The sequence below is a fragment of the Methylophaga nitratireducenticrescens genome, from assembly GCF_000260985.4.
Taxonomy (GTDB): Bacteria; Pseudomonadota; Gammaproteobacteria; order Nitrosococcales; family Methylophagaceae; genus Methylophaga; species Methylophaga nitratireducenticrescens.
This window is the reverse complement of sequence record NC_017857.3, coordinates 2,407,549-2,420,161: the sequence shown is the minus strand read 5'-3', so window position 1 is coordinate 2,420,161 and position 12,613 is coordinate 2,407,549. Positions and strand designations below refer to the sequence as shown.

Here is a 12,613-nt window from a genome sequence, read left to right as displayed (position 1 = left end):
TATGAATTTTTACATCGATGTACTTATAAATCCGAATGCTGAAATGCGTATTAACGTTCTATTGAACACGGTTTACACAAAACTCCACAAAGCTATTTTTGATCTTCGTGCAAAAAATATAGGTGTCAGCTTTCCAAACCACAATATTACCTTGGGAAATATTTTACGAATCCATGGTGATGAGAAAACATTGCGTGTTTTGCAGGATCAAAACTGGATTGGTGGAATGAGTGGATACTGCAATATCAGTGGGATTCAGCCAGTGCCGGACAGTGCTAAATTTTGTACTGTAAGTCGTAAACAAACCACAATGAGTCAATCCAAACTAAGGAGACTTTTGAAGCGTGGCAGTATCTCTGAAGATGAAATCCAACAATACAAAGCTAAAATGTTTGCCCGAGGGTTAGATAACCCATATTTAGAGTTGGTGAGCAGTTCAACCGGACAAAAGCATCGACGCTATATCGAATTCGGTGAACTTAAAGGTGAGGCTACGCACGGCCAGTTTGACTGCTTTGGGCTTTCGAAAAGTGCAACTGTTCCTTGGTTCTGAAAGTGATTCTAAGTAAGGAGAATGCCGAAAAGCAAACTGCAAATTTCTAAAGTCTTGGATTTAAAGTCATCGAATTCGATGGCTTTAAAATGGTGTCCGGCATCAGTGGACCGCTACAGTCAGATTCTAAATAGGTTTTATCAAAATTTAACCATTCTTTTTAGTTCTTTAAAAAAACATTTAATTATTAATAAGTTACATGTAATCGTTTTATCATTCATAAAACCTGAAGAATGAGAGTAAATGATTGTTGTAACTTATTTTTTTTGCGTTAAACTTCAGTTCACTGCCGAACAGGCAGCTTAGAAAATTAAGCCCGTAGGCATTTCAATCCTAACCCAGTTCACTGCCGAACAGGCAGCTTAGAAATCACAAATCTTGGTAGCCGCCATAACCACAGCGTTCACTGCCGAACAGGCAGCTTAGAAATTTATCACTCTGCCCGTGTTCGGCCATAACTTGTTCACTGCCGAACAGGCAGCTTAGAAACATATCTTGTTTTGAGCGCGTCCATAGCTATCGTTCACTGCCGAACAGGCAGCTTAGAAATTTCCACCTTTCTAGTGGTGAGGCTGTGCGATGTTCACTGCCGAACAGGCAGCTTAGAAAATATCCGGCATAGGCATTTGGGTCATAGTCGTGTTCACTGCCGAACAGGCAGCTTAGAAATTAGCTAGATCAATAGCGGTCGCGGTGGTTGAGTTCACTGCCGAACAGGCAGCTTAGAAAAGTCTGACTTGATGAGGTCGCGACACTTACGGGTTCACTGCCGAACAGGCAGCTTAGAAAAGACGGTCAAGAGGCGCCAGTCTCAATTGCTGGTTCACTGCCGAACAGGCAGCTTAGAAATGCCAGCCTTTATGGTTATCGGTGTACCAAGTGTTCACTGCCGAACAGGCAGCTTAGAAAAGACTCAATGAATGGGGCTGCGTCATAGCCGCGTTCACTGCCGAACAGGCAGCTTAGAAAACCAGCAACAGTTAAACGGTTTTGATTAGAGTGTTCACTGCCGAACAGGCAGCTTAGAAACATCAGTGATAGTAGAATCAGGAATAACAGGTGTTCACTGCCGAACAGGCAGCTTAGAAAACCATGAAACCATTCGTTCACGCATTGACCATGTTCACTGCCGAACAGGCAGCTTAGAAAATAAGAACACCTCATTTAATTAAGCGCCATGTGTTCACTGCCGAACAGGCAGCTTAGAAATTTCCTAAAACTTTTTCAGAGGTTCATCATGAGTTCACTGCCGAACAGGCAGCTTAGAAATTCTTCAGCTAAGCGTTTTAATCCCCGCAAGCGTTCACTGCCGAACAGGCAGCTTAGAAAATACCAGCAGCACGAGAAACAGAAAGCACAGGGTTCACTGCCGAACAGGCAGCTTAGAAACTGACCAAATCCCAAAACAGAGCAAAGAAAACGTTCACTGCCGAACAGGCAGCTTAGAAATAAACCGCTGACTGATGATGTGATTGAAAGACGTTCACTGCCGAACAGGCAGCTTAGAAAACGCCGATTGCCAATCCGCAGCGCACAGATAGGTTCACTGCCGAACAGGCAGCTTAGAAAATGAGTGAACGACTTTGGCTGTATGACCGGTTGTTCACTGCCGAACAGGCAGCTTAGAAATTGCTGGTGATGATTTTCCGGCAAGCGGTTTCGTTCACTGCCGAACAGGCAGCTTAGAAAACTGCTTAATACATCGCGCCAATTCATCCGACGTTCACTGCCGAACAGGCAGCTTAGAAAATCAGTCAGCAAGCCGATGAAGGTGCTGCAAAGTTCACTGCCGAACAGGCAGCTTAGAAATGAGCGCGTTAAACCGCCCGCTGCAAGTTGGCGTTCACTGCCGAACAGGCAGCTTAGAAATTAACTTGTATTGGGTTATGTATTCATGTGCTGTTCACTGCCGAACAGGCAGCTTAGAAATTTATGGCGTAGAAGAACACAGCGAAAAATATGTTCACTGCCGAACAGGCAGCTTAGAAATTAATGAAATGGCGTTTCAAAGAACGCTGGAAGTTCACTGCCGAACAGGCAGCTTAGAAAAAAACAGGGCAAAGAAAACAGTCCGTCATAAAGTTCACTGCCGAACAGGCAGCTTAGAAATGCGCCTAATCGAATGTAAGTGCTTATTACCCGTTCACTGCCGAACAGGCAGCTTAGAAAACCGATTTCACTTACAGGATGGGCATCACTTGGTTCACTGCCGAACAGGCAGCTTAGAAAAACCGTTGCCAGTTGAACGATGGGCATCAACAGTTCACTGCCGAACAGGCAGCTTAGAAAAATAAAAGGCCAACGCATCCAGATCGGCTTGAGTTCACTGCCGAACAGGCAGCTTAGAAAAGACATAATTAGGGACTTCAAGTTGAAATGATGTTCACTGCCGAACAGGCAGCTTAGAAATATTAAAGGATTGCTGGTTGATGGGTTTGAAGGTTCACTGCCGAACAGGCAGCTTAGAAAATGTTGACCACTTCGACCGCTTCCGGCTCTGCGTTCACTGCCGAACAGGCAGCTTAGAAAATTCACCTCTTCCCCATGGGGTTCTTCTGAAAGTTCACTGCCGAACAGGCAGCTTAGAAAAAAAAAAAGGGGGGGTCCGAAGACCCCCCTGTGTTCACTGCCGAACAGGCAGCTTAGAAAGCTTCAGTTATTGCAGTATGGGGGGTTGCCTTGTTCACTGCCGAACAGGCAGCTTAGAAATTACTTGCTGCATCTTCAAGTATTATTGATAAGTTCACTGCCGAACAGGCAGCTTAGAAAAAACTATAACGAAAGCACGCCCAAAGAGGCACGTTCACTGCCGAACAGGCAGCTTAGAAATTTCCCCGCAATTTATCAAAGGTGAACTAATGGTTCACTGCCGAACAGGCAGCTTAGAAATGAACTATATCAGTCAGCAGACAGAAGGGTACGTTCACTGCCGAACAGGCAGCTTAGAAATGAAAAGGTGGCCAGCGATGTTAAAGCAATTCGTTCACTGCCGAACAGGCAGCTTAGAAAAGCCACTCTTGACGTCGAAACAGAAGCACGCCGTTCACTGCCGAACAGGCAGCTTAGAAAAATGGCCTGTTACTGTTGAATGTGAAGTTTCTGTTCACTGCCGAACAGGCAGCTTAGAAAATCACCAGAACCCAAGTCAGAAATAAGTTCTAGTTCACTGCCGAACAGGCAGCTTAGAAATTCATCAGCTAAGCGTTTTAATCCGCGTAAGCGTTCACTGCCGAACAGGCAGCTTAGAAATGACTTGTATTTTGCTGCTGTTAGTTATCGTCGTTCACTGCCGAACAGGCAGCTTAGAAATAGTTCCAGCGTGGATAATGGAGCCGCCCCCGGTTCACTGCCGAACAGGCAGCTTAGAAATACACCGATGCCGAGGCCTCAACTGTTTCTGGGTTCACTGCCGAACAGGCAGCTTAGAAACTGATCGGAATAGCCGTGAGGGTGAGCTATAGGTTCACTGCCGAACAGGCAGCTTAGAAAAGCATCAAGCAATAAAACGTCTGTCTCAGCTTGTTCACTGCCGAACAGGCAGCTTAGAAAAGCATCAACATCAGCACGTAGCTGGTTGTTTTGTTCACTGCCGAACAGGCAGCTTAGAAAAAATCTGGCCTTTTATCGCTGCCATTGTCATTGTTCACTGCCGAACAGGCAGCTTAGAAATGTAGCAAATTCTGGCTGCCCTGCTGCTGGACGTTCACTGCCGAACAGGCAGCTTAGAAAAGGCATGCTGTAAAGCATCTAAGAAGGTCATTGTTCACTGCCGAACAGGCAGCTTAGAAAAGAAGCAATTCTTTATGTATATACATGGGGCAGTTCACTGCCGAACAGGCAGCTTAGAAAATAATAACACCTCATTTAATTAAGCACCATGTGTTCACTGCCGAACAGGCAGCTTAGAAAAACCGCCTGGAATATTCGCCGGATGCGCGGCTGTTCACTGCCGAACAGGCAGCTTAGAAAAAATCAGCGACTTGCCGAAAATGGGCGCGATTGTTCACTGCCGAACAGGCAGCTTAGAAAGCCGGGAATACACTATTGGCTGCACCGGCTACGTTCACTGCCGAACAGGCAGCTTAGAAAAGTTCCGGCACCGAACGCACCTCACTTAAACGGTTCACTGCCGAACAGGCAGCTTAGAAAATAACTGTTGGTATTCAAAGAAATGCTTTTCAGTTCACTGCCGAACAGGCAGCTTAGAAATATGCATCCTGACAACCTAGAGGTGATCCTTCGTTCACTGCCGAACAGGCAGCTTAGAAAGTTAGCTCATCACCCATCTCACGACTATCCACGTTCACTGCCGAACAGGCAGCTTAGAAACAAGTCCAGTTGTGCTATCTGCTGAGGGTGGTTGTTCACTGCCGAACAGGCAGCTTAGAAATTGGATATGCCATGTTGCACCCTTGATAGCGCGTTCACTGCCGAACAGGCAGCTTAGAAAAGTTGCGTTTTGGCTTTAGCTCGCCTTTACCAGTTCACTGCCGAACAGGCAGCTTAGAAAATTTATCATCCCCTCAAAAAATTGCTTTATCTGTTCACTGCCGAACAGGCAGCTTAGAAAGAGCATTGTACTTTGCCGTCTGCAAAGATGATGTTCACTGCCGAACAGGCAGCTTAGAAAATGCTCGATGCTTGTGGCGCGCTTATGTCGTTGTTCACTGCCGAACAGGCAGCTTAGAAATAAGCTATATCAGAATCCCGCTTTTCCACTGAGTTCACTGCCGAACAGGCAGCTTAGAAATATTCATTTAATTAACAGAAAAATTCCTGATAGTTCACTGCCGAACAGGCAGCTTAGAAAAATCACCGTTTTTTTAATCACAGTTTTACTCGGTTCACTGCCGAACAGGCAGCTTAGAAATGACATTTTCAGGGGTGGCAGGGTCTCAGGTAGTTCACTGCCGAACAGGCAGCTTAGAAATGATAGTCGCTTCTGCGGTCTATCGCTTTTTGGTTCACTGCCGAACAGGCAGCTTAGAAAAAATCAGCAACGCCTAAATGGTCGCTTTTAAAGTTCACTGCCGAACAGGCAGCTTAGAAAACTTGTGCCGTTTGCGGTTAGGGATTGCCATTGTTCACTGCCGAACAGGCAGCTTAGAAATGACTGCCATCTGACTCAAACGCAAAAACCTGGTTCACTGCCGAACAGGCAGCTTAGAAAATACAGAACGTCATTGATTGGCACAAAAACGGGTTCACTGCCGAACAGGCAGCTTAGAAATCACCACGTGTACCGTCGATAACCTTTCTGATGTTCACTGCCGAACAGGCAGCTTAGAAACACGGCATGTAAGCTACGGTAGATGCTGGCTCGTTCACTGCCGAACAGGCAGCTTAGAAATTTTACATATGGTTTTATTAATTCACTCATCCGTTCACTGCCGAACAGGCAGCTTAGAAATGTGCGGTTAAAAACGCCTGACTGATTTCGGCGTTCACTGCCGAACAGGCAGCTTAGAAAGTCAATGTATGCTGTTAAATGCAATAAACAAAGTTCACTGCCGAACAGGCAGCTTAGAAAAGAAGATGTATTATCGTAAGAAGTTCCTGCCGGTTCACTGCCGAACAGGCAGCTTAGAAATGACTTGTATTTTGCTGCTGTTAGTTATCGTCGTTCACTGCCGAACAGGCAGCTTAGAAATAGTTCCAGCGTGGATAATGGAGCCGCCCCCGGTTCACTGCCGAACAGGCAGCTTAGAAATACACCGATGCCGAGGCCTCAACTGTTTCTGGGTTCACTGCCGAACAGGCAGCTTAGAAACTGATCGGAATAGCCGTGAGGGTGAGCTATAGGTTCACTGCCGAACAGGCAGCTTAGAAAAGCATCAAGCAATAAAACGTCTGTCTCAGCTTGTTCACTGCCGAACAGGCAGCTTAGAAAAGCATCAACATCAGCACGTAGCTGGTTGTTTTGTTCACTGCCGAACAGGCAGCTTAGAAAAAATCTGGCCTTTTATCGCTGCCATTGTCATTGTTCACTGCCGAACAGGCAGCTTAGAAATGTAGCAAATTCTGGCTGCCCTGCTGCTGGACGTTCACTGCCGAACAGGCAGCTTAGAAAAGGCATGCTGTAAAGCATCTAAGAAGGTCATTGTTCACTGCCGAACAGGCAGCTTAGAAAAGAAGCAATTCTTTATGTATATACATGGGGCAGTTCACTGCCGAACAGGCAGCTTAGAAAATAATAACACCTCATTTAATTAAGCACCATGTGTTCACTGCCGAACAGGCAGCTTAGAAAAACCGCCTGGAATATTCGCCGGATGCGCGGCTGTTCACTGCCGAACAGGCAGCTTAGAAAAAATCAGCGACTTGCCGAAAATGGGCGCGATTGTTCACTGCCGAACAGGCAGCTTAGAAAGCCGGGAATACACTATTGGCTGCACCGGCTACGTTCACTGCCGAACAGGCAGCTTAGAAAAGTTCCGGCACCGAACGCACCTCACTTAAACAGTTCACTGCCGAACAGGCAGCTTAGAAAATCACATGCCCGTCAAAATACCACGCGACCAGGTTCACTGCCGAACAGGCAGCTTAGAAATGCTTTCTCGTAGCTCCGAGTTCAGGTAACTGGTTTACTGCCGAATAGGCAGCATGAAGTCATCATTAAAATAATGAGAAGCTTGTTGTTACAACTTTTAGGTATATGTAAGAGCAATATTCTGAAGCCCTCACTCCCGATGTGCCGGGCGGGCAGTGCGTTGATGCTTTTGGGGCACATCCCAGCATCTGACACCAAATTACATTTTAAACTGCCAGGCTAGTTGATGTCAGTATTCATGAGCAATCGATGTTGTGGATAGAAAATATGTATTTTTGGTGAGGGGCGGGGCGATAGAGCTAATTATTTAATCCCGTCGATTTCGACGGGTTTAAATCTGCATTGAGTTTGCTATTTAACTGATAGTGATTTATCAGCTAATGGGCTTTGGGTCTGTTTGGAGACAAAAAAGCCGGGAAGAATCCCGGCTTTTTGATTGCTTTGATACGGATTTACTTGATTGGCAAGAAATACAATTTTCCGGCTTTCATATCGGGCATCAGAATATGTTTGCCATCGGCTGATAAAGCAATATCAGCTGCGGCTTCATACTCGTCGGTGATCAGTTGTGGCGTAGCTTTCGCTTCATTTAACTGCCATACCTTGCCGTTATTCCAGTCACTGATATATAAAAATCCATCAGTATCCCGAACCAGTCCGTCTGCACCCCCAAAACCACTGTTCACTTTGGTGGCTTTTACAGAGGCAATATCAAGTTGAAATAAGTCACCAGTGCCAAAATCAGCTACCAGCATCTTGTTATAGCCATCCATTAACAAACCGTTGGGACGTTTGATACCGGACTTATGGTTGATGACTTCAGTTACCTTGCCTTTGGCGGTAACTTGATAAATACCGGCATCTTTGCCGTTATCGTCGCCACTGTCGGACACATAGATGTTGCCATGGCCATCGATTTCGACATCATTGAGAAACACTGGTTTACCTGGAAAATCACTTGGTTTAACCATCACTTCGCTTTGACCATCCAGGTTGATTTTCACCAGTTGATCAACATCGGCGACATATAAAGTGTTGTTAAACATATCGATGCCTTTGGGATCATTGAGGCCATCGACCAGCGTTTCAGTGCTGCCATCCGTGTTCACAACAGTGACTTTACCATCACCATTTTTACCAAACTCACCGATTTCAGTGACAAATACCCGTCCATCCGGATGGGCGATAGCTGATTCCGGCATCATCAGATCTTCTATCGTGTTGTTGCCATGTCTTGTGCTGGTGGTTTGAGCATCACTCTGTTTTTCACCGTAACTGACGCGGTAAATCACACCATTAAAATCATCAGAGACCAGCACCGAGCCATCAGGTAATTGCAGGACATCAGTAGGACGTCCCCACGCTTCACCATCATTTAACCAGCCATCAATAAAGGTTTCATGACCACTGACTTCATTGTTTTCATCAAACGTGACACGCATTAACTGATAGCCAACTGGTTCTGTGCGGTTCCATGAGCCATGCTGGGCAATGATGACATCACCTTTAAAGTCTTCCGGGAACATGTTGCCAGTATAAAATTTCATGCCCAGTGCAGCAGTATGGGCCTGAAATTCTGCTACCGGGAAGGTGACTTCTTTGGGCGGTGTTTTATCGGCCCAGTCTTCATGACGTTCTTTACCGCCAGCATAGTAGGGGAAGCCAAAGTGCATGCCTTTTTCAGGTGCAGCGTTTAATTCACCCGGTGGAATGTTATCACCCATCATATCGGTATTGTTATCGGTAAAATACAATGTTCCGGTGTCCGGTTGGAAATCCATACCGACAGAATTACGGATACCTTCGGCATAAATCTCAGCATCACTGCCATCCGGGTTCATCCGGATAATAGTTGCTTCCTGGCCTTTAACATCGCAGATATTACAGGGAGCCCCAACAGTGACATACAGTTTGCCATCGGGTCCAAAGTCGATATAACGCCAGCCGTGATGCGCTTTATCAGGCAGATCGTCATAAATCACTTCGCGCATTTCTTTAAAGGGCAGTGTCAGATCAAATCCGGGCGCTGCATAGCGGGCAATGCGGTTTTGTTCGGCAATGTATAAGTTGCCCTGATACATGGCGACACCGTTACCAACTTTAAGATCGTCAAGAATAGTGATCACTTCATCGGCTTTACGATCTTTATTCCGATCCACTACAGCATAAGCCTTGTCGCCACGCGTACCGACAAACACTGTACCGGTGGACTGGCCCAGTGCCATTTGCCGTGCGCCTGGCACTTCGGCATAGACTTCAACGTTAAAGCCATCAGGCACATTGAGTTTATGCAGGTTTTTTTCGACATCAGCTGCATCGGCAAAGCTGGCTGTGCTGATCATGCCAAGTGAAGAGAGTGTTAAAAAACTGAGCGTTTTGAGTGTAAATTTCATGGATATCCTCCATTAATAAAAAAATTTGCAAAGTTATGTTTTGACGATAATCTTGCCAATTTGTTGATTGGATTCCATGTACTGGTGGGCAGCAACAATGTCATCCAAGGCAAAGGTTTTGGCGATGATGGGTTTGAGATGGCCCGCCGCTAGGCCGTTTTCGATAAATTCAACACCTTTTTGTAGACGCTCGGCATCCTGGGTGAATTCAAACAGGGTATAACCACGAAAGTTCAGGCCTTTTCCCAAAGCGGTTAATAATGGAAACGGTGTGGGCTGTGGATTTAATGCACCGTAGACAAATATCTGTGCAAATTGACCACAGGCATTGGCTAGATCATTTAATGTTGGACCCGCGACCGGATCAAACACCATATCTGCACCTTTACCGCCCGTTATCAGCAGTACCTGTTCGGTTATCTGTTGTGATTCACTGATAATGACATGCTTTGCGCCATGTTTCAGTAGCAGGTCTTTTTTATTCGCACTGCGGGTTATCGCTACCGGAATCGCACCAACCTGATTGGCAATCTGGATGGCCGCCAGGCCGACACTACTGGATGCAGCAGGGATCAATAAGATCTGGTTTTTTGACAACTGGCCAATATCAATTAAAGCTCCCCATGCTGTGAGATATTGCATCCACACAGCGGCGGCTTCGCTGTCAGAAATATTAGCGGGCTGTTTAACAAGGGCATGAATGGGCACAACGGCTTTTTCTGCATAGGTTCCATATTGGTTCATCGAAAATGCTGGAATGACATTAACTTTATCGCCTACGTTGAACCGGGTGACATTTGGACCAAGATGTTCCACGACACCGGAAGCTTCATAACCCAGACGTGCAGGAAGTGTTGGTGTTTCCAGATATTGACCGCTGCGAAACATGGTTTCAGCCCGGTTGAGCCCAATGGTATTTATCTTGATAAGTACTTCATCGTTCAGTGGGGCTGATACAGTCAACTCATCCAATTGTAAAACGTCTGGGCCACCCGTTTGATGAAAACGAACGGTTCTGGTCATAAAAAACCTCCGGTATATTTTGATTAATGTTTAGGGGGTATCAATACGTGGTCAAACACGATATCAATAAAGGCCTGGAGAGGGATGATACTGGAATTCATCTTAGCGCGCAAAATGGCACCTTGCCACCCAGAAAGGATAAATTCGGAAAGCTGCTCAATATCCATTGACTCAGACAGCTCACCTTGCTCAACAGCCTGTTTCAAGCACTGATTAAACTGTTTTTTCCAGCCTTCAAAGACCCGATCCAGCCGCTTTCTGAACGTTTCATTCTGGCTGGAAAGTTCTTGTCCCAATGTACCGATTAAACAACCACGCTTGCATTTACCTTCTCGGATTGTTGCCAGCCCATCTTCCAGATATTCGCGAATACGCTTCAGTGGACGGATGTTACTGTTGCTAAGAAAGTGGGCGATTTTCTCATCGTAGGCGATGGCGAATTCATCAATGATCGCCATTCCGAATTCTTCTTTACTGGCAAAGTAATAATAAAAAGAGCCCTTGGGAACTCCTGCCATTTTTAAAACAGTATTCAAACCAGTAGGGTTGAAACCATGCTTGCCAATGACTTCGGTACCTACCTGAATCAATAATTGCCGTGTTTCAATACGCGTCATATTAGACCAATCGGCTAGAGATATGACGTCAATAATAGACCGGTCGTCTAGTAATTGCAAACCTTCATGGGTAATAACTTTTGTGTTATTAAATTGAATCGTTTCATTCAGCATGAACTTAAATTCAGGTAAAAGGCTCATAAAGGTATAAGCTGGGTTTGTTTCAAGATTTGGTCACTGAATATCAACAAGCAGAAGGTAAATGGGCATGAAAATAATCAACTATCTGCCATTGGCATTGTTTCTGGTGATGGGGATGAGTTCTGGGTTGGCAGAGGAGAGAGAAAAGTCCACCGTCGAAAAGATTGTGGATGTGCAACACGATTTATTCAATGGGCCCCGCGAAGGTTTACGTTCTAATCACACCAAAGGTGTCGTGCTGAGTGGTGAGTTTTATCCAGCCGAGTCGGCGCGTCAAATTACAACAGCAGTTCACTTACAGCAGAATGCTTCACCCATCGTCGTACGCTTTTCCAATGCAACCGGGTTTCCGGATATTGCGGATAATGACCCAAAAGGCTTAGCGAAAGGCATGGCAATGCGGATAGATTTGGGGGATGAAGGCTATACCGACATGGTATTAAGCTCAGTGCCACGATTTCCAGTGGCTACACCAGAAGCTTTTCTTGAAATGCTCACAGCGGTACGGGACTCGGCCAGCTCGGACGCTGAAATTAAACCGATCCAGCATTTTTTAGCGGATCATCCCAAAGCCAAACATTTTGTTGAGTACCCCAAGCCCTTTCCGGTAAGTTTTGCTAAATTGTCTTATCACGGCATCAATGCTTTTAAATTTACTAATGCTGAGGGTGAGTCAGTATATGGCCGTTATATTGTGATGCCATTAGGCGGGATGAAAACATTGGAGAAAGCGGAGGCTGAAAAACAAGACGAAAATTATCTGATGAATGAAATTCATGAACGACTCGCACAACAACCCGTCGAATTTCGTCTGTCTGTGCAAATTGCTGAACCAGGCGATGAGGTAAATGATGCAACGGTTATTTGGTCTGACGATCGTCAGATAGTCGAGCTAGGGACTATCGTCATTAATGCCCCGATAGCAGACGCCGCAGCCTATGAAAAAGCAACCATGTTTAACCCTCTGGCATTGCCTGAAGGTATTGAACCATCAGCTGACCCGATTTTATTGGCCAGACCCGGCGCTTATGCAGTAAGTTTTCAGCATCGTCTGGACTAGGGCTTGTTTATCTTCCATCTCCGCCTCTGTTGTGAGCTAAAAAAGCGTCAATCAAGGCACGAGGAGCGCCTTTTAGTTATTCTAAATAAGCGACGAGAAACGCAGAGTGGCGCTTTTTCAGTCACAACCCAAAGGGCTGGGACTATTTTTGCGGCCGCCTGCGTTGTCAATCACTTATGTAGGAAGGCTACACGGCGTGCTTTCCGCCTTGTCGGACACAAAAATAGCCGCCAGCAGTGGTGGAGATGGAAGATAAACAAGCCCTAGGGTCTGTTG

General features: G+C 45.8%; 5 protein-coding genes and 1 CRISPR repeat array. Of the genes, 2 read left to right on the top strand and 3 right to left on the bottom strand.

What is annotated here, in order from left to right; genetic code table 11:
- Window position 1: 1 nt before the first annotated feature.
- Window positions 2-553: a type I-F CRISPR-associated endoribonuclease Cas6/Csy4 gene (cas6f, locus tag Q7A_RS11445; RefSeq protein ID WP_014707760.1), complete on the top strand. Its 552-nt coding sequence runs from the start codon at window positions 2-4 to the stop codon at window positions 551-553.
- Window positions 554-834: 281 nt separating this feature from the next.
- Window positions 835-7,103: a CRISPR direct-repeat array (repeat unit 28 nt; unit sequence GTTCACTGCCGAACAGGCAGCTTAGAAA).
- Window positions 7,104-7,555: 452 nt separating this feature from the next.
- Here cas6f and Q7A_RS11435 read toward each other — a convergent pair.
- The 3 genes from Q7A_RS11435 to Q7A_RS11425 are packed head-to-tail and all read right to left on the bottom strand — an operon-like array spanning window position 7,556 to window position 11,277.
- Window positions 7,556-9,496: a PQQ-dependent sugar dehydrogenase gene (locus Q7A_RS11435; RefSeq protein WP_014707744.1), complete on the bottom strand. Its 1,941-nt coding sequence runs from the start codon at window positions 9,494-9,496 to the stop codon at window positions 7,556-7,558.
- A gap of 33 nt (window positions 9,497-9,529) precedes the next feature.
- Window positions 9,530-10,519 (bottom strand): zinc-dependent alcohol dehydrogenase family protein, encoded by a 990-nt coding sequence (locus Q7A_RS11430; RefSeq protein WP_014707743.1) that lies wholly within the window; start codon window positions 10,517-10,519, stop codon window positions 9,530-9,532.
- A gap of 23 nt (window positions 10,520-10,542) precedes the next feature.
- The gene (locus tag Q7A_RS11425; protein ID WP_202971530.1) at window positions 10,543-11,277 is read right to left on the bottom strand and encodes a TetR/AcrR family transcriptional regulator; all 735 of its coding nucleotides are present in this window, start codon (window positions 11,275-11,277) and stop codon (window positions 10,543-10,545) included.
- Window positions 11,278-11,344: 67 nt separating this feature from the next.
- On the opposite strand from Q7A_RS11425, the gene Q7A_RS11420 reads away from it, so the two are divergent.
- Window positions 11,345-12,337: a catalase family peroxidase gene (locus Q7A_RS11420; RefSeq protein ID WP_041355235.1), complete on the top strand. Its 993-nt coding sequence runs from the start codon at window positions 11,345-11,347 to the stop codon at window positions 12,335-12,337.
- Window positions 12,338-12,613 lie beyond the last annotated feature (276 nt).

Excerpts from the sequence above, each read along its gene's own strand:
- cas6f (WP_014707760.1), top strand. The coding sequence starts at position 2 with ATGAATTTTTACATCGATGTACTTATAAATCCGAATGCTGAAATGCGT.
- Q7A_RS11435 (WP_014707744.1), bottom strand. The coding sequence starts at position 9,496 with ATGAAATTTACACTCAAAACGCTCAGTTTTTTAACACTCTCTTCACTT.
- Q7A_RS11430 (WP_014707743.1), bottom strand. The coding sequence starts at position 10,519 with ATGACCAGAACCGTTCGTTTTCATCAAACGGGTGGCCCAGACGTTTTA.
- Q7A_RS11425 (WP_202971530.1), bottom strand. The coding sequence starts at position 11,277 with ATGAGCCTTTTACCTGAATTTAAGTTCATGCTGAATGAAACGATTCAA.
- Q7A_RS11420 (WP_041355235.1), top strand. The coding sequence starts at position 11,345 with ATGAAAATAATCAACTATCTGCCATTGGCATTGTTTCTGGTGATGGGG.